We start from the raw sequence: 21731 nt of genomic DNA on the forward strand, positions 1-21731 counted from the left end.
CACCGCCGGACAATTATTGGTAAATGGGCCCCGGGGAAAGGATTTTTCCTTCCCCCGGGGCCCACTTCCGTTCCGCTACCGTGTTCTTCATGAGCGTTGAGGCACGACTGATGTGGGACGAGGGCGTCACGCGGTACGACTTCGGGCCCGGGCACCCCATGGACCCGGTGCGACTGACCCTGACGATGCGGCTCGTGGAGGCGCTGGGCCTCGACAAGCACATCGATGTCGTCGCCGCGCCGGCGGCCGGGGACGGCACGCTCGGGCTCGTGCACCGCCCCGACTATCTCGCGTCCGTGCGACACGCCTCGGGCCGGCCCACCGAGGCCGACGAGCGGTTCGGTATCGGCGCCGGCGACACCCCCGCCTTCGCGGGCATGCACGAGGTGTCCGCGTTGATCGCGGGCCAGTCCGTGGCCGGCGCCGACGACGTCTGGCGCGGCGTCACCGGGCACGCCGTGAACTTTTCCGGCGGCCTCCACCACGCCATGCCGGGCCGGGCGTCCGGCTTCTGCGTCTACAACGATGCCGCCCTCGCCATCGCCCGCCTTCTCGAGCGCGGAGCCGAGCGCGTCGTCTACCTCGATACGGACGTGCACCACGGGGACGGCGTGCAGGACACGTTCTGGAACGACCCGCGTGTCCTCACCATTTCCCTCCACGAGCACCCGCGCACCCTCTTCCCCGGCACCGGGTGGCCCGAGGAGACCGGCGGCCGGGGCGCGCCCGGGGGCGCCGTCAACGTTGCGCTGCCGGCCGGTACTTCGGACGGGGCGTGGCTGCGGGCGCTGCATGCCGTCGTTCCCGAGCTGCTGGCCGCGTTCCGGCCCCAGGTGCTGGTGACGCAGCACGGCGCGGACACCCACTTCGAGGACCCCCTGGCGCACCTCACGCTCAGCCTCGACGCCCAGCGCGCCGCCGTGGAGTCCTGTCACTCCTGGGCGCACGAGCACGCGGAGGGGCGCTGGCTGGCCCTCGGTGGCGGCGGGTACGCCGTCGTGGACGTCGTGCCGCGCCTCTGGGCGCACCTCGTCGCCACCGCGGCGCACGCCCCCGTCGAACCGCAGGCGCCCGTGCCGGAGACGTGGCGGCAGACCGTGTACGCGCTGACCCGGCAGCAGGGGCCGCGGCGGATGACGGACGGGCGCGTTCCGCAGTGGCGGAGCTGGCAGGACGGTTACGATCCGGCGGATGCCGTCGACCAGGCCGTCCTCGCGACCCGGCGGGCCGTCTACCCGCTGCACGGGCTGCTGCCCTGAGCGGTCCTGGCGCGGTTCTGGAAGTCGGGCGCCGTTCGCCTGGCCGCGGAGCCACCGTCAACTGCTGGTCTCCTACGCCACATTGCGGGGTGACCGTCGGCGGCGGACCGGGCCTGCCTCCCGCAGGCTGCGGGCCGATCTATCGACATAACGACCCGATTCCGCCTACGCCTCCGACGTTCTCCTCGCGGCTCCGGAGGGCAGGTTGCCCATGATCCGGTCACTGCTTCTTCACCTCGTCCCGCCGGGTCTCCACACGGTGTCAGCAGCCCCGCAGGGGGCGGCCGTTGGCGCGGCGCCCGGTGCCCGTCCGGTGCGATCCGGGCAGGCCGCCGCCGCCGTCGGGACGCTTAGGGGTGCAGGTCAGCTGGGTAGGGAGGCCATCGGGCCGATCGGAGCGGGCGATGCCCCGCGCGCCCGCCGGGCGGGCCGTGCGGTGCGGCCGCGACGGCGGCGTCCGGTCGGGGCGCCGGGCCGGCGGGATGCCCCCGGCCGCTCACGCGCTATGTGCTCAATCGGGCTTCTCTGTCACGGTAAGAGCATGGTCGCTGAAAAAGGCCGGTTGAGGCACCTCTTCCCCACTCGCATCACCCGCCCCTAATCTGGGGAGGAGCGCACATGCGAGAGGGAGTCACCGGAGGGGAAGCCGGTGTCCGACATGTGCGGAAGGTCAGGTGTGACATGGCTGCTGGTGAAAGGCTTCTGAGCGAGGCCAAGTTCCTGACCGTGGCGGAGGTCGCCGCGGTGATGCGAGTCTCCAAGATGACTGTGTACCGCCTGGTGCACGCCGGTCATCTGCCCGCGATCCGGGTGGGAAGGTCCTTCCGGGTACCCGAGCAGGCCGTCCATGAGTACCTCCGAGAGTCGTTCGTGGGCGTCGAAAGCGCGTAACGGCTGGAAGAGCTCCCGGTTCGACCCTCGATTAACCCGTATCACCCGGTGACCGGTAGGCTGACCCGCATGTAGGTCGTGTGGGCTCGGACGCCCCGCACCGAGTAAGCGAAGTGAGCGAGGGTAGTCGTGGGCTCTGTGATCAAAAAGCGGCGCAAGCGGATGGCGAAGAAGAAGCACCGCAAGTTGCTGAAGCGCACCCGCGTCCAGCGCCGCAACAAGAAGTGAGCGAGCGCCGCTGATCGGCCCTCCCGTCGTGTACGTCGACGGGAGGGCCTGCGCGTCGCCAGGGAGGGTCGTGGGCAAAACCGTGCTTGTGACCGGTGCCGCCCGGCAGCTCAGCGGGCGGTTCGTCCGGCACCTGCGGCGCGACCCCCGCGTCGACCGGGTCATCGGCGTCGACAGCCGGCCGCCCGCACATCCGCTGGGCGGCGCCGAGTTCGTCCGGGCGGACATCCGGCAGCCGTCGATCGTCACGGTGCTCGCCGAGCATGCCGTGGACACGGTGGTCCACCTCGACGTGCACGGCACGCCGGGCCCCGCGGGCGGCGGCCGTTCCGCGGTGAAGGAAGTCAACGTGCTCGGCACGCTGCAACTGCTCGGTGCCTGCCAGAAGGTGCCGGGGCTGCGCGGCGTCGTCGTCAAGTCCAGCACCCAGATCTACGGCACCGCGGCCCGCGATCCCGCGGTCTTCCATGAGACGACTCGCGTGGGCGCGCCGACCGGCGGTGGCTTCGTGCGGGACGTCATCGAGATCGAGGGCTATGTGCGGGGCTTCGCCCGCCGCTGCCCCGACGTGCGGGTGACGGTGCTGCGCTGCGCGCATGTGCTGGGCCCGGCCGCGGATTCGCGGCTGGCCGCGTACTTCCGGCTGCCGGTGCTGCCGACGGTGCTGGGCTACGACCCGCGGTTGCAGTTCGTGCACGAGGACGACGTGCTTGAGGTGCTGGCGCGCGCCGCGCGCGAGCCGGGGACGCCGGATGCGCTGGCCCCGGACACGTACAACGTGGCGGGCGAGGGCGTGCTGCTGCTGTCGCAGGCCGCGCGGCGCATCGGGCGGCCCACGGTGCCGGTGGTGCGGGCGCTGGCGCCCTGGCTCGGCTCGGCGCTCGGCACGCTCGGGCTCGGTGGGGCCTCCGCGGAGCAGCTGCGGTCCCTGGTCCACGGCCGCGTGGCTCGCACGACGCGGCTGCGGCAGGCCATGGGCGGGCCGCTGGCGTACACGACGGGCGAGACGTTCGCGGAGTTCGCCGCGCTGCACGGACCCGGTGCGCTGCCGCCCGAGCACGTGGCGCGGGCCGTCGACCGGATCGAGGAAGTGGTGCGCCATGGCTGACGCGAAGGTCATTCCGATCGGCGAGGGCGGCCGGCGGGGCCGGAGCCGTGAGGAGCCGCCCGCGCCGCCGTCGGCCGGGTCGCCGTCGGCCGGGCGTGAGGAGGCCGGGCACGAGGACGAGGTGGCCGGGGTGGCCGGTGGCGGCCTGGACAGGGCGCTGGCGCGCGGGTTCGCGTTCCTGAGGCGACGGCTCAGCGGCGCGTACGAGATAGACGACTTCGGCTACGACCGGGACCTGACCGACGAGGTCCTGATGACTGTGCTGCGGCCGGTGTTCGAGAAGTACTTCCGCGTCGAGGTGCGCGGCATGGAAAACGTGCCGGCCGAGGGCGGGGCGCTGCTGGTGTCCAACCACTCCGGCACGCTGCCGTGGGACGGGCTCATGCTCCAGGTCGCCGTGCGCGACCACCACCCGGCCGACCGGCATCTGCGGCTGCTCGCGGCGGATCTGGTGTTTCAGCTGCCCGTCGTGAACGAGCTGGCCCGCAAGGCGGGGCACACGCTGGCGTGCGCGGAGGACGCCCAGGAGCTCCTGGAGCGCGGTGAGCTGGTCGGGGTGATGCCGGAGGGCTTCAAGGGCATCGGCAAGCCGTTTGCCGACCGGTACAAGCTTCAGCGCTTCGGGCGGGGTGGATTCGTGGCGACGGCCCTGCGGGCGGGGGTGCCGATCGTGCCCTGCTCGATCGTCGGCGCCGAGGAGATCTATCCGATGCTCGGCAACTCCCGGGTCGCCGCCCGCCTGCTGAACCTGCCGTACTTCCCGATCACCCCCACGTTCCCGTGGCTCGGGCCGCTCGGCGCGGTGCCGCTGCCGACGAAGTGGACGATCCAGCTCGGTGAGCCGATCGAGACGAAGGACCACCCGCCGGAGGCGGCGGACGACCCGATGCTGATGTTCCAGTTGACGGACCAGGTGCGGGAGACGATCCAGCACACGCTGTACAAGCTGCTGGTGGCCCGGCGGTCGGTGTTCTTCTGAATACGGGCCGTGTTGGGCCGTGTTGGGCCGCGGAAGAACACCGACCCGGCCTCAGCGCTCCTCGTCCACGTCCAGGCCGAGTCCGGGGAGCAGGTCCTCCACGAGGGGCGGGATGGTGATGTCGGGCTCGGGCAGCGGGGCTTCGGGGGAGGCGGGCGGCAGGGAGTCGCGCTCCTCGGGGGACTGGCCGGGGAGCGCCGGGTCGAGCAGTCCCCGGCCGCCGTCCAGCAGGCCGCGGCGCTCCTCGGGGGTCTCCTCGGGCGGGGAGGCGTCCTCGCCGGGCTCCTCCTGGCCGCCGTCCGTGTCGCGGTCGGAGGCGGCGGGGGCCGGGGCCCGGTCCTCGGGCCCTGGCCGCGGATGGGCGGCGGAGCTGGGCGGGGCCTCGGCGGACGAGGCGCTGCCCCGGTCCTCCGGGAGGAGCGGCTGGAGCGGCGCGATCTCCTCGTCCATCGCGTCGAAGACCCCGGTGACCTCCTCGCTGACGTCGTGCAGCTGAACGGGCAGCCGCTCGCGCACCTCCGCCCAGGTGGCGCGGTGGCTCTCGGAGAAGGCGGAGAGTGACCGCATCGGGTCGATGGAGCCGTCGGCCTGGTAGGCCAGGGAGAGCAGCCGGTGTCCCTCCGCGGCGTCGTCCCGCATGCTGGAGAGCGCCCTGCGGATCGCGTCGAGGTCCTCGTGGTCCAGGTCGCCGGAACGGCCGCGCTCCAGCAGCCGACGTGTCTCGCTCAGCCGGGTGGAGGCGTGGTCGAGGTAGACCCGGCCGCGGTCCGCGTCGCCGCTGGTGAAGTCGAGCCGCAGGTCCTCCATGCCGCGCTTCAGGCCGTACAGGGTGTCGCCGGGCAGGGCGTCGGTGCTGGCCGCCGCGACGCCGCCGAAGGCGCCGGCGGCCACGCCCATGGTCAGGCCGCCCGCGGCGAGGCCCTTGGTCAGCCGGGTCCTCGGGCGCAGCCGGCCGAGGCCGCTGCCCGGGGTGGCGCGGTGCGTGCCCCTGCTGCCGCGGGCGCGGCGCTGCTCCGGCACGCGCTCGGTGTCCCGTGAGCCCGGGCCGGAGGGTGCGCGGGTGCGGCCGGGAGCCGCCCCCTCGCTCCCTCCGCTCCCGGTCGCGCCCTGTGCGCCGGTGTCGTCCGCCGGGGCGGCGGCGCCTGCCGTGCCCGCCGCGGCCATCGCGGCGACGAGCAGCGCCCGCTGGGTCGATCTCGTCTCGGCCGACAGCTCGGGCCGTGGCACGGCCGCGAGCCGGTCCACCACCGACAGCAGGGCGGCGTGCTCGCCCCCGTCCCCGGCCGGGGCCACCGCCGTGTCCCCGTCGGCGGGCCGCGGCCGAGCGGGCCGCGACTCGTCGAGGAGATGGGCGAAGGCGTTGGCCCGGCGGCTTGCCGATGCGGAACCGATCACGGGCGGCACCTCCTCTCGTCACACGAAGGACTCCCCACTACGGATAGAAGTTTCTGGCGCTGCCCAAGTGCACCCGATCGAGTGGCGGGAGACCTGGGCGGAACCTGGCCGTGGGGAGCCTGCGAACCCGACAACGAGCGGACACGCACTCGGGTTACGGCTGGCAGATTATGTGACTGATTGGAAGAAGGCGCTCACTAAGGGTGCACTTACCTGGCGTCGTCCGGCAGCAGCCGGGCGAGGGTGCGGACCGCCCGGTACTGCAACGTCTTGATCGCCCCCTCGTTCTTTCCCATGACACGCGCCGTCTCCGCCACCGAGAGGCCCTGGAGAAATCGGAGCGTGACGCATTCCTGCTGCTGAGGGTTGAGTTTGCGAACGGCGTCGAGGAGGGCTGAGTTGGCCAGGGATTCGAGAACGGACTCCTCGGGGCTGCGCTCCACTTCGTTGGCGTCGAGCATTTCGCCCGTGGTCACTTCGAGCCTGAAGCGGCTGGACTTGAAGTGATCGGCCACCAGGTTCCTGGCGATGGTGACCAGCCATGCCCCGAAGTCGCGGCCCTGCCAGGTGAACGTGCCGATGCGGCGCAGCGCGCGCAGGAAGGTCTCGCTGGTGAGGTCTTCCGCGGTCGCCCGGCCGCCCACGCGGTAGTAGATGTACCGGTAGACGGTGTCGGAGTAGTGGTCGTAGAGGCAGCCGAACGCCTCGGCCTCTCCGGCCTGGGCGCGCTCCACGAGATCCATCATGCGGCGGCTGTCGCTGGGGGCCGTGGGGCGGGCCGCGGAGGCGCCCGCGGCGCCGGAGCGGGCGCGTCTGCCCATGGTGGCGGCGCCGGCGGCGCTGTTGGCCAGGGTGTAGGCGGGGCCTGCGGGGACAGGTGCGGCGAGGGTGGGGACGGCGTACGCGGTGGGGACGAGGGTGCGCAGCCAGTCGATGACCGACGTGCGCAGCGTAGCCAGGCCCGAGGCGTCAACCCCGACGTGTGGGTACACGGGACTCCCAGAGGCAGAGCTTCAACACGTGCAGTGGCGGTTCCGTCACATGCGTCTGAGGAGAATAACCCTTCGTGCTGGGAGTGCTACGCCCAGTTGCGAAAATCGCCGATTCGGTTTGGAGTGTTACCGGTTGTGTCCGTCGCGCCACGCAAACGCCATGGCAAGGTTGATCGCATAATGATGTGATTTGCCAACGTGCTGACCGAGTTTGATCGATCGCACTGTTTCGCGGAGGCGGACGCCCCGGCTGCCGCGGCTACCTGCGGCGGCGCTGGATCGCCAGTGCGGCCACGGCCCCACCGGCAACGGCGCCCGCGCCCGCCGCCGCCGGCACCCCGACGCGCACCGCCTTGCGGCCCGTCCGGTAGTCCCGCAGGCGCCAGCCCATTTCGCGGGCATGGGCACGCAGTGCGCGGTCGGGATTGATCGCGTATGGATATCCGACGAGCGACAGCAGCGGGATGTCGTTGGCCGAGTCGCTGTAGGCTGCGCAGCGTTCCAGGTCGAGGTCCTCCGCCGCGGCGAGGGCCTCGACGGCCGCCGCCTTGGCCGGGCCGTGCAGTGGCTCGCCCACGAGCCGGCCGGTGTACACGCCGCCGACCGACTCGGCGACCGTGCCGAGCGCCCCGGTCAGCCCGAGCCGCCGCGCGATGATGGTGGCCGTCTCCACCGGGGCGGCCGTGACGAGCCACACGCGCTGGCCCGCGTCCAGATGGGCCTGGGCGAGCGCGCGGGTGCCGGGCCAGATGCGGCCGGCCATGTACTCGTCGTAGATCTCCTCGCCGATCTCCATGAGTTCGGCGACGCGGTGCCCCGCGACGATCGACAGCGCACTGTCCCGCGCGTCCGCCATGTGCCCCGCGTTCTCCGCGCCGGCCAGCCGGAAGTACGCCTGCTGCCAGGCGAACTTCGCCAGCTCGCGCTTGCGGAAGAACTTCCGCTTGTACAGACCGCGGCCCAGGTGGAAGATCGCCGCGCCCTGCATCACGGTGTTGTCCAGGTCGAAGAACGCCGCCGCCTTCGGGTCACCAGGAGCCGGGAACTCCGGCTCCGCCACGGCCTCGCGGGCGGCCTGGGCGGACGCCTGGCCGGCCAGCTCGCTGCGTTCCGTGGGCACCTGCTTGCGGGCGGTGAACCAGGCCCGGCGGGCGCCGGCCGGTGCGGAGTCGGGCGCGGAGGGGCGTGGCCTGGCCATGCTCCGAGCATAGCCAGTGCCCGCGGTGCTTCCGGTTGCGCGGGAATGACGCGGGAGTGGCCGCGGGCGGCACAATGGGCGGCATGACACCGTTGCCCCGCATGTCCCGCAAGGCTCAGGCGCCCGGCCGCCGCCGACCGCCGGAGGAGCGTCTGGTCACGCTGATCGGCAAGCCCGGCTGCCACCTGTGCGACGACGCGCGCCGGATCGTCGCCGACGTGTGCGGGCGGACCGGGGCGGCCTGGGAGGAGAAGGACATCACGCGGGACGCGGAGCTCCACCGCAGGTACTGGGAGCAGATCCCCGTCGTCCTGGTGGACGGTGAACAGCACGACTTCTGGCGGGTCGACGCGGAGCGGTTGCGCCGGGCCTTGGGGGCTTGACCCGGTTTGGATTACGATGCGAGGTCGTTTGCCCCGGGCTTCCGCCCGGGTTTCCCCCTGACTTTCCGCCCGAGGGTGCATACGTGAGGAGCGTGGCCCGGTGTCCCTGTTGTTGTATGTGGCACCGGTCACTTTGGGCGGGCAAAACGGACACCATCTTTGTGCACGCGTTCACAAAGACATAGCCTGGGCGCGACGGAGCGGTCCCGGCGTACGCGCCGCGCACAGCCGCCTTCCGCTTGGCCCGACCGGCAGGAGCACCGTGGCAACTGGCCGAAACCACCGACCGGCGACCCGCAGCCGGGGAATTCCCGAGGCGACCGTCGCCCGGCTTCCGCTGTATCTCCGGGCGCTGACGGCGCTTTCCGAGCGCTCGGTGCCCACGGTCTCCTCCGAGGAGCTGGCCACGGCCGCCGGCGTCAACTCGGCGAAGCTCCGCAAGGACTTCTCGTACCTGGGCAGCTACGGCACCAGGGGCGTGGGCTACGACGTGGAGTACCTCGTCTACCAGATCTCCCGCGAGCTGGGTCTCACGCAGGACTGGCCCGTGGTCATCGTCGGCATCGGTAACCTCGGGGCCGCGCTGGCCAACTACGGGGGCTTCGCGTCCCGCGGCTTCCGCGTCGCGGCCCTGATCGACGCCGACTCGTCCATGACCGGCAAGCAGGTCGCCGGCATCGCCGTGCAGCACGTCGACGACCTGGAGACCATCATCGACACCAACGGCGTCTCGATCGGCGTCATCACCACCCCCGGCGGGGCCGCGCAGCAGGTGTGCGACCGGCTCGTCGCCGCGGGCGTGACCTCCATCCTCAACTTCGCGCCGACGGTGCTGACCGTTCCCGAGGGCGTCGACGTCCGCAAGGTGGACCTGTCCATCGAGCTCCAGATCCTCGCGTTCCACGAGCAGCGCAAGGCCGCCGAGGAGCTGGCGCAGGAGCCGCCGTCCGCGGCCGGGCTGCCGGCCGCGTCCGAGGGCCGCCGCGGCGACCAGGGCCCGGACGGGGACATCCCGGCGGTGATGCCCGCATGACACTGCTCGTGGTCGGACTCAGCCACCGCAGCGCGCCCGTCAGCCTCCTGGAGCGCGCCGCGCTCCAGGAGGATACCCGCGGGAAGCTGCTGCGGGACGCGGTGGGCGCGGTGAGCGCCGTCGTGGAGGGCGCGGCCGTCGCCGAGGCCGCGGTGCTCTCCACGTGCAACAGGATCGAGCTGTACGCCGAGGTGGACCGCTTCCACGCCGGGGTCTCGCAGCTGTCCGCGCTGCTCGCCCGGCACAGCGGTGTTCCCCTGGACGAGCTCCAGCCGTACCTGTACGTGCACTTCGAGGACCGGGCCGTCGCCCACCTGTTCACCGTGGCGTGCGGCCTGGACTCGATGGTGGTGGGCGAGGGCCAGATCCTCGGGCAGATCAAGTCGGCGCTGGCGCACGCGCAGGACGAGCACACCGCGGGCCGCCTGCTGAACGAGCTGTTCCAGCAGGCGCTGCGGGTCGGCAAGCGGGCGCACAGCGAGACGGGCATCGACCGGGCCGGGCAGTCGCTGGTCACGTTCGGGCTCCAGCAGCTGGCGGCGGGCCGCGACGTGCCGGAGTGGCTGCGCGGCAAGCGGGCGCTCGTCATCGGCGCGGGCTCGATGTCGTCGCTGGCCGCGGCGACGCTGGCCCGCACCGGTGTGGCCGAACTGGTGATCGCCAACCGGACGCTGGACCGTGCGGAGCGGCTGGCCGCCGCGCTCGGGCAGGAGGGCCTGAAGGCGCGGGCCGTCCCGATCAACGCGATCTCGGTGGCGGCCGAGCTGGCCCTCGCGGACCTCGTCGTCTCCTGTACCGGCGCCGCCGGTCTCGTGCTGACGGCCGACGCCGTCGCGGACGCGTCGGCACACGCGCCCTGGGCGCGGAAGGGCGAGGACCTCGCCGTGCTCGACCTGGCGATGCCGCGGGACGTGGACGCCGGAGTGCACCGGCTGCCGGGGGTCCGGCTGGTCGACATCGAGTCGCTCGCCGCCGCCTCGGCGGACGCGCCGATGGCCGCCGACGTGGACACCGTCCGGCAGCTCGTCGCGGACGAGGCCGCGGCGCTGGCCGCCGCCCGCCGCGCCGCGCACATCACCCCGACCGTTGTCGCGCTGCGGGCCATGGCCTCCGACGTGGTGTCCGCCGAGCTGGCCCGCCTGCACGGGCGGCTGCCCGACCTCGACGAGAAGGAACGCGGCGAGATCACCAGGACCGTGCGGCGTGTCGTAGACAAGCTGCTGCACGCCCCGACCGTGCGCGTGAAGGAGCTGGCCGGGGAGCCAGGCGGCGATCAGTACGCCGCCGCCCTCCGGCAGCTTTTCGACCTCGAACCCCGGACGGTGGCCGCCGTCCGCAACCCGGAACAGGAGCGGTCATGAGTGCCCTGCGGCTCGGAACGCGGCGCAGCCAGCTCGCCATGGCGCAGTCCAGGGGCGTGGCCGAGCAGGTGACGCGGCTGACCGGGCGACCGGTCGAGCTGGTCGAGATCACCACCTACGGGGACGTCTCCCGTGAAGCGCTGGCGCAGATCGGCGGCACCGGGGTCTTCGTCTCGGCGCTGCGGGACGCGCTGCTCGCCGACGAGATCGACTTCGCCGTCCACTCCCTGAAGGACCTGCCGACCGCGCAGCCCGACAGCCTGGCGCTCGCCGCCGTGCCGCGGCGCGCCGATCCCAGGGACGCGCTGGTCGCCCGCGACCGGCTGACGTTCGAAAAGCTGGCCGTGGCCCGCGGCAGGGCCCGCATCGGCACCGGCTCGCCGCGCCGCATGGCGCAGCTGAACGCCTGGGCGCGCGCGCTCGGTTGCGAGATCGAAACGGTTGCGATCCGGGGGAATGTCGACACCCGGATCGGGTACGTGCGCGACGGCGGGCTCGACGCGGTCGTGCTCGCCTCCGCCGGGCTGCACCGTCTCGGGAGGGAGGGGGAGATCACCGACCTCCTCGCGCCCGACCTCGTCCTGCCCGCCCCCGGCCAGGGGGCACTCGCGGTCGAGTGCGTCGCGTCGAACGCGGACCTCACCGCAGCGCTCAGCGCTCTCGACGACCCCCACACCCGGGTCGCCGTGACCGCGGAGCGCACCCTGCTCGCCGCCCTGGAGGCCGGTTGCAGCGCCCCGGTGGGCGCCTTCGCCGACCTCTCGGCCGACGGGCGGGACATCACCGAAATGCGCCTGCGCGGCGCCGTCGGCACCCCCGACGGCGCCACGCTGGTGCAGCTGTCCACCACCGGCCCCGTACCGGGGTCCGCCGACGAGGCGGCGGCCATCGGCCGCGAGCTCGCCGAGGAGATGCTCGCCAAGGGCGCGGCCGGTCTTATGGGGGAGCGAGCACATTGAGCCCCACCACCGCACGTACCACGCACGCCGCACGCGCGCAGCCGTCCGGCACTGTTCACGGGCACGTCACCTTCCTCGGTGCCGGACCCGGCGACCCGGGTCTGCTGACGTTGCGCGCCGTCGACGTGCTGGCGCAGGCCGACGTCCTGGTCGCCGACACCGAGGCCTACGAAGTGGTGCGCGGGCACGTCAGGCCGGGCACCCACACTCCGCTCCAGAGCGCGGACGACGCCGACGCGTCCGGCTCCCCCGCAGGCGGGAAGGGCGCGGAGCCCTGCGGAACCGGCGATGTCGCCGATCTTGTCATGCGGGCCGCGCGGGGCGGCAAGCGGGTGGTCCGTGCGGTCGCGGGCGACCCCGGCATGGACACCGACGCGACCGCCGACATGCTGGCGCTGGCCGCCGAGGGCATCACGTTCGAGGTCGTGCCCGGCATCGCGCAGGCCGTCGGGGTGGCCGCCTACGCCGGGGTGCCGCTGCGCGATCCCGAGGGCGGTGACGTGCGGTTCGTCAACGGGCTGACCGCCGACGACCGCTGCTGGACGGAGGTCGGCGCGAGCGACGCGACGGCCGTGGTCAGCACCACGCTCGAGTCCGTCGCGGCCACCGCGACCCGGCTGATCGCCGCGGGCCGCAAGCCCGACACCCCGGTGTCCGTCACCGTCGCCGGTACCACCACGAGGCAGCGGACGTGGTCCGCGACGCTCGGCACCGTCGAGCGTGCCCTGAAGTCAGCGAAGGTGCTGCCCTCGGCGGACGGGGACCGGCCGGTGATAGCCGTGGTGGGCGAACGCAGCGCGCCGGCGCAGCGGGAGCAGCTGGCGTGGTTCGAGTCCAAGCCGCTGTTCGGCTGGAAGGTGCTGGTGCCGCGTACGAAGGAGCAGGCCGCGTCGCTTTCCGACCAGCTGCGTTCCTACGGTGCGGTGCCGAGCGAGGTGCCGACGATCGCGGTGGAGCCGCCGCGTACTCCGCAGCAGATGGACCGCGCGGTCAAGGGCCTGGTCACCGGGCGGTACGAGTGGATCGCGTTCACCTCGGTCAACGCGGTGCGTGCCATCCGGGAGAAGTTCGAGGAGTACGGCCTCGACGCGCGGGCGTTCGCCGGGATAAAGGTCGCGGCCGTCGGCGAGCAGACCGCGCGCGCCCTGCTGAGGTTCGGGGTGCGTCCGGATCTGGTGCCGAGCGGCGAGCAGTCCGCGGCGGGCCTGCTGGAGGACTGGCCGCCCTACGACCCGGTCTTCGACCCGATCGACCGGGTTTTCCTGCCGCGCGCCGACATCGCCACCGAGACGCTGGTGGCGGGCCTGGTCGAGCTGGGCTGGGAGGTCGACGACGTGACCGCGTACCGAACGGTGCGCGCCTCGCCGCCGCCGGCGGCGACGCGGGAGGCGATCAAGGGCGGCGGGTTCGACGCCGTGCTGTTCACCTCGTCGAGCACCGTGCGGAATCTGGTGGGCATCGCGGGCAAGCCGCACAATGTCACGGTCATCGCGTGTATCGGCCCGGCCACCGCGCGGACCGCGGAGGAGCACGGTCTGCGGGTGGACGTGATGGCGCCCGAGCCGTCGGTGCACAAGCTGGCGGAGGCGCTCGCGGAGTTCGGCGCGGACCGGCGGACGACGGCCCTCGAGGCCGGTGAGGTACTGAAGCGGCCGAGCGAGAAGCGGCCGCAGCGCAGGAGGGCGCGGACGCCATGAGTTTTCCCGAGATGCGGCCGAGGCGGCTGCGCACGACACCGGCGATGCGGCGGATGGTGGCGGAGCACCGGCTGCATCCGGCCGATCTGATCCTGCCGGCGTTCGTGCGGGAGGGCATCGACGAGCCGGTGCCGATCGGCTCGATGCCCGGCGTCGTGCAGCACTCGGTCGCGTCGCTGCGGAAGGCCGCTGCCGAGGCGGCCGAGGCGGGCGTCAGCGGCATCATGCTGTTCGGGGTGCCGGCGGACGGCAAGAAGGACGCGGTCGGCTCGCCGGGCACGGACCCGGACGGCATTCTCCAGGCCGGGCTGCGTGCGGTGCGCGCCGAGGTCGGTGACGCGCTGGTGGTGATGTCCGACCTGTGCCTGGACGAGGTCACCGACCACGGCCACTGCGGGGTGCTGGACGAGCGGGGCCGCGTGGACAACGACGCCACGCTGGAGCGGTATGCGGAGATGGCCGTCGTGCAGGCCGAGGCCGGGGCCCAGGTGCTGGGCCCGAGCGGCATGATGGACGGCCAGGTCGGGCACGTGCGCCGGGCGCTGGACGCGGCGGGCCACCAGGACGTGGCGCTGCTCGCGTACACGGCGAAGTACGCCTCGGCGTTCTACGGCCCGTTCCGCGAGGCGGTCAACTCCTCGCTGAGGGGCGACCGCAAGACGTACCAGCAGGACGCGCCGAACGCCCGCGAGGCGCTGCGCGAGCTGGAGCTCGACCTCGCGGAGGGCGCGGACCTGGTGATGGTGAAGCCGGGCCTGCCGTATCTCGACATCCTGCGCACGGTCGCGGACGCCTCGCCTGTGCCGGTGGCCGCGTACCAGATCTCCGGCGAGTACGCGATGGTCGAGGCCGCCGCCGAGCGCGGCTGGATCGACCGGGAGCGGGCGATCGAGGAGACGCTGACCGCGTTTCTGCGGGCGGGCGCCGATCTGGTGCTCACCTACTGGGCGACCGAGTACGCGCAGCGGCTGGGCGCGGCCGGGGCGTGAGGGCCGTCCGGCCGCCGGTGCCGGGGCGTGAGGGCCGTCCGGCCGCCGGTGCCGGGGCGCTGAGCCGTCCGGCCGTGGCGGCCGTCATCATGGACGTGCCACGCGAGGGCTGACCGCAGCACACCGACGTCAGGAGGCGCACGTGTCCACCCCCACCGCCGTCATCACCGGGGCCGGCAGCGGCATCGGGGCCGCCACCGCGCGGCGGCTGGCCGCCGCCGGGAACCGGGTGGTGCTGGCCGCCCGCAGGACGGACCGGATCGAGGCGCTCGCCGCCGAGCTGCGGGCGGCCGGGCACGCGGCCGAGGCGCGGCCGCTGGACGTGACGGACCGCGCGGCCGTGGACGCGTTCGCCGCGGGCCTCGACCGCTGCGACGTGCTGGTCAACAACGCGGGCGGCGCGTTCGGCATGGACTCGGTGGCCGCGGGCGATCCGGCGGACTGGCGGGCCATGTACGAGGTGAACGTGCTGGGCGTGCTGCACATGACGCAGGCGCTGCTGCCCGCGCTGGAGTCCTCGGGCGCGGGCACCGTGCTGGTGGTGTCCTCCACGGCGGCGCTCGGCGCGTACGAGGGCGGCGGCGGGTACGTGGCCGCCAAGCACGGCGCGCACGCGCTGGCGGAGACACTGCGCCTGGAGATCGTCGGCCGGCCGGTCCGCGTCATCGAGATCGCGCCCGGCATGGTCCGCACCGACGAGTTCTCGCTCGTGCGGTACCGCGGGGACGAGGCGAAGGCGGCGAAGGTGTACGAGGGGGTCGCCGAGCCGCTGACGGCGGAGGATGTCGCGGACACGATCGCGTGGGCGGTGACGAGGCCGCCGCACGTGAACGTCGACCTGCTCGTCCTGCGCCCGCGGGCCCAGGCGTCGAACACGAAGGTGCACCGGGAGGCATGAGCGGGGCGGCGGCCGGTCTGCGGTACGGGGAGGCGGCCGAGGCGGGCCTGGACGCCGGGCGGGTCGCGCGCCTGGTGCCCGCGGCCGAGCCGTTCCTTGCGGGCCCCGAGCCGTCCGCGGCGGGTTTCGTTCTGCTCGCGGCGCGCGGCGGCGTGATCGTCGAGCATGCGGCGCGCGGCTGGGCGGTGGCCTTCGGGGAACGGGACGGGCGGGCGGTGCCGCTGCCCGCGGCGGAGCGGGTCCCGATGGCGCGGGACACGGTGTTCGACGTGGCGTCGCTGTCGAAGGTGTTCACGGGGGTGGTGGTGGTCGCGCTGGCCGAGCGCGGCCTGCTCGACCTGGACGCGCCGGTGTCGCGCTGGCTCGCGGGCTTCCCGGCCGTTCCGCTGCGGGATCTGCTGACGCACACCGGGCGGTTCGAGCCGGAGATGGACCTGGGGCCGTTCGCCGGGCGCGCCGCGCGGCTGGCGGCGATCGCCGCGCGTCCGCCGGGCCCGCCCGGCTACCGGTACTCGGACCTGGGCCTGATCGCGGCGGGGGCCGCGGCCGAGGCGGCGGCGGACCGGCCGCTTGACCGGCTGGTCGCCGAACTGGTCACCGGGCCGCTGGAGATGCACGACACCGGGTACCGGCCGCCGCGCGCGGTGTGGCCGCGCGTCGCCGCCACCGAGTACCAGCCGTGGACGGGGCGTGGCGTGGTGCGCGGCACCGTTCACGACGAGAACGCGTACCACCTGGGCGGCGTCGCCGGGCACGCCGGGGTGTTCTCCACCGCGCGTGATCTGGCGGTGCTGGGGCAGGCGATGCTGAACGGCGGCCGTTACGGCCCGGCGCGGCTGCTGGGCGCGGACCTGGTGCGGCAGATGCTGTCCGACCACAACGCGGGCCTGGGCCCCGGCACGGCGCGCGGTCTGGGCTGGCAGCTGAACCAGCCGGACTGGATGGGGGAGTTGGCCTCCCCGACGGCCTTCGGGCACGCCGGCTTCACGGGTACCAGCCTGGTCGCGGACCCGGCGAACGGGGCGCTTCTGGTGCTGCTGGCGAACCGGGTGCACCCGACGCGGGAGCGCGGCACCGGCAACGCGCTGCGACGCGCACCGGCGCGCGAGCTTGCGCGCGCGCTGCGGGGCGACCGTTCGGATGGCCGTTCCGGCTGAACGCGCCGCGGCGGGTCCACGGCGGCGGGAGCGCCGTGGACCCGCCGGTGGAGCGGGGAGGTGGAACGTCAGCCGACCTGGAGCAGGTTGCTCGTGGTGCTGCTGCCCGGGTTGCTGATGGTGCCCGCCGCGTCCGCGACCAGCGCGTTGCGGACGGCGGCCGGTGAGGCGCCGGGGTTCTCGGCGAGGTGGAGGGCGGCGGCCCCGGCGACGTGCGGGGAGGCCATGGAGGTGCCGGAAATGGTGTTCCTGGCGGTGTCGCCGGTGCTCCAGGCGGACGTGATGCTGGTGCCGGGGGCGTAGATGTCCACGACGGAGCCGATGTTGGAGAAGCTGGACCTGGCGTCGGTGCTGGTGCTCGACGCGACGGTGATGGCTTCCGCCACGCGGGCCGGGGAGTAACTGCTCGCGTTGGCGCCGTAGTTGTTGCCCGCGGCCACGGCGAAGGTCACGCCGGAGGCGATGGAGGCGCGGACCGCGGCGTCGATGGTGGTGTTGGCGCCGCCGCCGAGGCTGAGGTTGGCGACGGAGGGTCCTTCGGCGTTGGCGGTGATCCACTCGACGCCGCCGGCGACGGACGCGGTGGTGCCGGAGCCGGAGTTGTTCAGGACCCTGACGGAGACGAGGTCGGCGTCCTTGGCGACGCCGTAGGAGGCGCCGGCCGCGGTGCCGGCGACGTGGGTGCCGTGGCCGTGGCCGTCGCTGCCGTTGCCGCCGAAGGCGTCGAAGCCGAAGGAGGCCCGGCCCTCGAAGTCGACGTGCGAGTAGCGGATTCCGGTGTCGACGACGTAGACGGTCACGCCGTCGCCGCCGTGGTCCGGGTAGGTGTAGGAGTCGTCCAGGGGCAGGTTGGCCTGGTCGATACGGTCCAGGCCCCAGGACGGCGGGTCGGTCTGGGTGGCGGCGACCCGCACGGTCTCGTTCTGCACGACCTCGGCGACGGCGGGGTCGGCGGCGAGGGCCAGGGCCTCCGCCTCGGTGGCCGTCACGGCGTAGCCGTTGAGGGTCTGTTCGAAGGTGTCGGTGACCTCGGCGCCGTAACGATCCGCCAGTCTCTCGGCGCGGGCCGAGCCGGCGTCGAGTGCCGACTCTTCGAGCAGAACGATGTAGCTGTCGTCGATCGTGCCGGGCGCGTCGGCGTTGGCTATGAGCGCGCGGGCGTCGGTGGCGGTGCCCTCCGCGTCGGCCGCGGCGGGCAGGGCGAGGCCGACACCGAGGGCGAGTGCCGCGGTGGTGGCCAGGGCGGCCGAACGGGTGGTACGCATCACTGTCATCGAGGGGTCCTCCTCATCGGTGGTGCGCGGGAGTTGGAGCAGGACTGCGCTGAGTGGATCTGAACATGACAGCTCAGAGGCCGTCAGCACGAAAGATTCGCCCAGGCAGAGGAATCCGGCAAGGGCGCATCCCCGGATGACATTGGTTTGTCATGCGAATGTCACGCCGGGGAGCGTGCGGGAAACATGCCCGTCACAGGCGTTCGGGCACGGCGATGCCGGGCGGGGGCCGGCCACGGTGCCGGGTGCGCGCCGTCGGCTGTGGAGGGAACGGCCGGTCGGCGGCCGCGTCCCCGCCGTCCGCCCCGGGAACTGCTCGGGGAACGCGGCGAAGTGCGAGGCCAGCGCGCACGGATACCCGGCGAGCCGGTGCCGCCCGCCGGTCCGGGCCGCCGTATCGGCGACCGCCCCGCCGCACGCGTCCGGACGCGCCCCGGGGGCCCGTTCGGCGGGCGCGGGCGGCAGCGCCGGGCGGGGTGGGCCGGGGCCCGGTGCGCGAGGAAACGGATGTGGGCATGGGCGTACGGGAGATGGACGCCGGTGTTGCCGCCGGGGACACCATCCGGTCGACATCGCGCACGTAATCCCGCGTACGCGAGGCCGACGGATCGGCGTACGCGACGGCGCCGTCGCGGGGCCGTCGCGTGGCCGTGCCGGTGACCGTCCCGCGGTGCCGCGAGCCGCTTTCCGGGTGGGACAATGGGCGCGTCAGTCATCACCTGAAGGAAGTGCCGAACAGTGGCTCCAATCAGCCCGGAGGCCGACTGGGTCTCCCGACTCGCGGACGAGGTCATCGCCGAGGCGGAGCGCCGCGCGCCCGGCAAACCCGTCGTGTGCGCCTCGGGAATCAGCCCGTCCGGGCCGATTCACCTGGGCAACCTGCGCGAGCTCATGGTGCCCCACCTCGTCGCCGACGAGATCAAGCGGCGCGGCATTCCCTGCGAGCACCTGCTGTCCTGGGACGACTACGACCGGTTCCGCAAGGTTCCGGCGGACATCGACCCGGCGTGGCAGGAGCACATCGGCAAGCCGCTGACCTCGGTGCCCGCCCCGCCCGGCAGTACCCACCCCAACTGGGCCGAGCACTTCAAGGCGCCGCTGGTCGCCGCCCTCGCCGAACTGGGCATCGAGGTACGGGCGGTCAGCCAGACCGCGCAGTACGGCGCGGGCGCCTACCGGGACCAGATCCTGTTCGCGATGCGGGAACGGCGCCGGATCGACGCCGTGCTCGCGCGGTACCGCACCAAGCAGGCCGGACAGGACACCGACCCGGCGGACGTGGCCGACGAGGCCGAGCGGGCGGCGGTCGAGGGCTCGGGCGCCGCGGTGGAGGACGACGGCAGCGCGGGCAGCGCCGGGTACTACCCGTACAAGCCGTACTGCTCCGTGTGCGAACGCGACACCACGACGGTGACCGCGTACGACGACGGGACGACCGAGCTGAGCTACACCTGCGCCTGCGGGCACGGCGAGACGGTCAAGCTGTCGGAGCACCGGCGCGGCAAGCTGGTGTGGAAGGTCGACTGGCCGATGCGCTGGGCCTACGAGGGCGTGATCTTCGAGCCCTCGGGCGTCGACCACCACTCACCTGGCTCCTCGTGGGTCGTGGGCGGGCAGCTGGTGTCGGAGATCTTCGGCGGCACGCGGCCGATCGGCCCGATGTACGCGTTCGTCGGGATCACCGGCATGTCCAAGATGTCGAGTTCGAAGGGCCGGGTGCCGACCGCGGCGGACGCGCTGAAGATCCTGGAGGCGCCGGTACTGCGCTGGCTCTACGCGCGCCGCAAGCCGAGTCAGTCGTTCAAGATCGCGTTCGACGGCGAGATCCAGCGGACCTACGACGAGTGGGACGCGCTGGGCCGCCGGGTCGCCGGGGGCACGGCGCAGCCGGCCGACGCCGCCGCGCACCGCAGGGCCGTGGGCACGGCGGCGGGCGCGCTGCCCGCGACGCCGCGTCCGCTGCCGTACCGCATGCTCGCCTCCGTGGTGGACATCACCACCGGGGACGAGGAGCAGACGCTGCGCATCCTGAGCGACCTGGACCCCGCGCACCCGATCAGCTCGCTTGACCAGACCCGGCCGCGCCTCGACCGGGCGGCGCACTGGGTGGCGACGCAGCTGCCCGCGGAGCAGCGCACGCAGGTGCGCGGCGAGCCGGACGGCGAACTGCTCGCGTCGCTCGGCGAGCGGCAGCGGGAGTCGCTGCGGCTGCTGCGCGAGGGGCTTGACGACCACTGGTCGCTCGACGGCCTGACGACGCTGGTCTACGGCGTGCCGAAGGCACAGGCGGGGCTCGCGCAGGACGCGAAGCCGACTCCGGAGCTGAAGGCGGCGCAGCGGGAGTTCTTCGCGCTGCTGTACCGGCTGCTGGTGGGGCGGGAGACCGGCCCGCGGCTGCCGACGCTGCTGCTCGCGGTCGGGGCCGGCCGGGTGCGGACGCTGCTGGGCGGGTCCGGGTCCGGGTCCGGTGCGGGGCGCTAACCGCCGGTGCCCATCTCGGCGTTGTAGCGCTCGCGGAAGCCGCGGGTGAACTCGCGCAGGTACGCCTCGCTGAGCAGTGAGCCGTCGGCGTCGGTGGTGCCGTGGCGCTGGTGCAGGAAGCGGGAGAGCTGGCGGGCGTTGGGGTGGGCGCCCTGCTCCAGTATGTATTCGCGGTAGGCGGTGTAGAACGCGTCGCCCGGCGCGGCGCCGGAGCCGTTCGCGGCCGGCTCCTCGGGCCGGGCGCGCGGCGGGGGTTCGGGGGCCGGTTCCGGCGCGGGCTCCGCTTCGAGCCGGAGTTGCGGCTCTTCCGCGGTGCGCTGTCCCACGGGGTAGCCGGGGGTGCTGCCCAGGTTCCGCCGCCGCCCCGGGCTCACGGGCACGGTGACCTGCGCAGCGTCCGGCACGGCGGCCGGTTCCGGTTCCGGTTCCGGTGCGGGCTGGGTGGCCTGGGTGGTCGGCCAGGCGTGGGGGGCGGTGCCGTTCGCAGCGGGCTGGGCGAGGTGCGGCGCGGCGGCCGGTTCCGGTTCCGGTTCCGGTGCGGGCTGGGTGGCCTGGGTGGTCGGCCAGGCGTGGGGGGCGGTGCCGTTCGCAGCCGGCTGGGTCAGGTGCGGCGTGGTGAACCAGGCCGGGACGGCCGTGTCCTGCCGCGGCTCGGCGGGTACGCCGCCCGGCCGCGCGGGCTCCTCGGCCGGCAGCGCCTGCGGCGCCGGGCCGGGCAGGGCGGCCGGGGCGCCCGCGGCGGCGAGCCCCGCCGGGGCGGTCTCGCGCAGCGGAACGCCGTAGCGGGCGAGCTTCAGCGGCATGCGCGCCTCGACGGGCGCCCGGCGGCGCCAGGCCCGCCCGTAGGAGGCGCGCAGCTGTGCCTGGTAGACGAGGCGGTCGCGTTCCATGCTGATGACCTCCTCGTAGGAGCGCAGCTCCCACAGCTTCATCCGCCGCCAGAGCCGGAAGGTGGGGACGGGCGAGAGGAACCAGCGCCAGATCCGCACGCCCTCCATGTGTTTGTCGGCGGTGATGTCGGCGACCCGCCCGATCGCGTGCCGGGCGGCCTCGACGGTGATGACGAACAGCACCGGGATGATCCCGTGCATGCAGACCGCCAGCGGGTCGCCCCAGGCGGAGGCGGCGTTGAACGCGATGGTGGCGGCGGTCAGCAGCCAGGCGCTCTGCCGCAGCAGCGGGAACGGGATGCGCAGCCAGGTCAGCAGCAGGTCGAGGGAGAGGAGGACGACGATGCCCGCGTCGATGCCGATGGGGAAGAAGGGCGCGAACGCGCCGAAGTCCTTGCGCTCCGCGAGGTCGCGCACCGCGGCGTAGGAGCCGGCGAAGCCGATGGCGGCGATCACCACGGCTCCGGCCAGGACGACGCCGACGAGTATGCGGTGTGAGCGTGTCAGCTTGATCGCGGCCACGCGCGGTCCCTCCCGGACTCGACTGGGAATGCTTTCG

General features: G+C 73.5%; 18 protein-coding genes and 1 pseudogene. 14 read left to right on the forward strand and 5 right to left on the reverse strand.

The window, feature by feature from the left end:
- Window positions 1-89 precede the first annotated feature (89 nt).
- The 5 genes from STBA_RS20335 to STBA_RS20355 all read left to right on the forward strand — a co-directional run bounded on the left by STBA_RS20335 (window position 90) and on the right by STBA_RS20355 (window position 4465).
- Entirely contained in the window at window positions 90-1259 is a 1170-nt protein-coding gene (locus STBA_RS20335) for an acetoin utilization protein AcuC (RefSeq protein ID WP_077063453.1), read from the forward strand.
- Between the two features lie 681 nt (window positions 1260-1940).
- Window positions 1941-2150, forward strand: coding sequence for a helix-turn-helix domain-containing protein (locus tag STBA_RS20340; RefSeq protein ID WP_019431885.1), 210 nt, complete (start codon window positions 1941-1943; stop codon window positions 2148-2150).
- Between the two features lie 129 nt (window positions 2151-2279).
- Entirely contained in the window at window positions 2280-2378 is a 99-nt protein-coding gene (locus STBA_RS20345) for an AURKAIP1/COX24 domain-containing protein (RefSeq protein WP_003948845.1), read from the forward strand.
- A 70-nt stretch (window positions 2379-2448) separates the two neighbouring features.
- Window positions 2449-3486 carry an NAD-dependent epimerase/dehydratase family protein gene (locus tag STBA_RS20350; RefSeq protein WP_077060623.1) on the forward strand — a complete coding sequence of 346 codons (1038 nt, stop codon included), beginning with the start codon at window positions 2449-2451 and terminating at the stop codon, window positions 3484-3486.
- Window positions 3479-4465, forward strand: a complete 987-nt coding sequence (locus tag STBA_RS20355; RefSeq protein ID WP_077060624.1) for a lysophospholipid acyltransferase family protein — start codon at window positions 3479-3481, stop codon at window positions 4463-4465. The genes STBA_RS20350 and STBA_RS20355 overlap by 8 nt, the downstream gene beginning before the upstream one ends.
- A gap of 51 nt (window positions 4466-4516) precedes the next feature.
- On the opposite strand, the gene STBA_RS20360 is transcribed toward STBA_RS20355, so the two are convergent.
- The 3 genes from STBA_RS20360 to STBA_RS20370 form a co-directional block, all read right to left on the reverse strand.
- Window positions 4517-5860, reverse strand: a complete 1344-nt coding sequence (locus STBA_RS20360; RefSeq protein WP_077060625.1) for a DUF5667 domain-containing protein — start codon at window positions 5858-5860, stop codon at window positions 4517-4519.
- Between the two features lie 209 nt (window positions 5861-6069).
- Window positions 6070-6852: an ECF subfamily RNA polymerase sigma factor, BldN family gene (locus tag STBA_RS20365; RefSeq protein ID WP_077060626.1), complete on the reverse strand. Its 783-nt coding sequence runs from the start codon at window positions 6850-6852 to the stop codon at window positions 6070-6072.
- Window positions 6853-7111: 259 nt separating this feature from the next.
- On the reverse strand, window positions 7112-8050 hold the full coding sequence (locus STBA_RS20370; protein ID WP_077060627.1) for an HAD-IB family hydrolase: 939 nt from the start codon (window positions 8048-8050) through the stop codon (window positions 7112-7114).
- Between the two features lie 74 nt (window positions 8051-8124).
- On the opposite strand from STBA_RS20370, the gene STBA_RS20375 reads away from it, so the two are divergent.
- The 8 genes from STBA_RS20375 to STBA_RS20410 all read left to right on the forward strand — a co-directional run bounded on the left by STBA_RS20375 (window position 8125) and on the right by STBA_RS20410 (window position 16527).
- On the forward strand, window positions 8125-8433 hold the full coding sequence (locus STBA_RS20375; protein WP_077063454.1) for a glutaredoxin family protein: 309 nt from the start codon (window positions 8125-8127) through the stop codon (window positions 8431-8433).
- Between the two features lie 262 nt (window positions 8434-8695).
- Window positions 8696-9466 (forward strand): redox-sensing transcriptional repressor Rex, encoded by a 771-nt coding sequence (locus STBA_RS20380; RefSeq protein WP_077060628.1) that lies wholly within the window; start codon window positions 8696-8698, stop codon window positions 9464-9466.
- Window positions 9463-10827 carry a glutamyl-tRNA reductase gene (locus STBA_RS20385; RefSeq protein WP_077060629.1) on the forward strand — a complete coding sequence of 455 codons (1365 nt, stop codon included), beginning with the start codon at window positions 9463-9465 and terminating at the stop codon, window positions 10825-10827. The genes STBA_RS20380 and STBA_RS20385 overlap by 4 nt, the downstream gene beginning before the upstream one ends.
- Window positions 10824-11786: a hydroxymethylbilane synthase gene (gene hemC / locus STBA_RS20390; RefSeq protein ID WP_077060630.1), complete on the forward strand. Its 963-nt coding sequence runs from the start codon at window positions 10824-10826 to the stop codon at window positions 11784-11786. The genes STBA_RS20385 and hemC overlap by 4 nt, the downstream gene beginning before the upstream one ends.
- Entirely contained in the window at window positions 11783-13483 is a 1701-nt protein-coding gene (locus tag STBA_RS20395) for a uroporphyrinogen-III synthase (protein ID WP_077060631.1), read from the forward strand. Before hemC ends, STBA_RS20395 begins: the two co-directional genes overlap by 4 nt.
- Window positions 13480-14472 carry a porphobilinogen synthase gene (gene hemB / locus STBA_RS20400; protein WP_077060632.1) on the forward strand — a complete coding sequence of 331 codons (993 nt, stop codon included), beginning with the start codon at window positions 13480-13482 and terminating at the stop codon, window positions 14470-14472. The genes STBA_RS20395 and hemB overlap by 4 nt, the downstream gene beginning before the upstream one ends.
- Window positions 14473-14614: 142 nt before the next feature.
- A complete protein-coding gene (locus tag STBA_RS20405) occupies window positions 14615-15370 on the forward strand; it encodes an SDR family NAD(P)-dependent oxidoreductase (protein WP_077060633.1) in 756 nt (251 codons plus the stop codon).
- Window positions 15367-16527: a serine hydrolase domain-containing protein gene (locus STBA_RS20410; RefSeq protein WP_077060634.1), complete on the forward strand. Its 1161-nt coding sequence runs from the start codon at window positions 15367-15369 to the stop codon at window positions 16525-16527. Before STBA_RS20405 ends, STBA_RS20410 begins: the two co-directional genes overlap by 4 nt.
- 71 nt (window positions 16528-16598) lie before the next feature.
- Here STBA_RS20410 and STBA_RS20415 read toward each other — a convergent pair.
- Window positions 16599-17801, reverse strand: a pseudogene (locus STBA_RS20415) (S8 family peptidase); the annotation flags it as partial.
- Between the two features lie 738 nt (window positions 17802-18539).
- On the opposite strand from STBA_RS20415, the gene lysS reads away from it, so the two are divergent.
- Window positions 18540-20282 (forward strand): lysine--tRNA ligase, encoded by a 1743-nt coding sequence (gene lysS, locus STBA_RS20420; protein WP_077060636.1) that lies wholly within the window; start codon window positions 18540-18542, stop codon window positions 20280-20282.
- Here the strand turns inward: lysS and STBA_RS20425 are convergent.
- Window positions 20279-21694, reverse strand: coding sequence for a DUF2637 domain-containing protein (locus STBA_RS20425; RefSeq protein WP_253194864.1), 1416 nt, complete (start codon window positions 21692-21694; stop codon window positions 20279-20281). The genes lysS and STBA_RS20425 overlap by 4 nt on opposite strands.
- Window positions 21695-21731: the final 37 nt, after the last annotated feature.

Source organism: Streptomyces sp. MP131-18 (genome assembly GCF_001984575.1).
Taxonomy (GTDB): Bacteria; Actinomycetota; Actinomycetes; order Streptomycetales; family Streptomycetaceae; genus Streptomyces; species Streptomyces johnsoniae.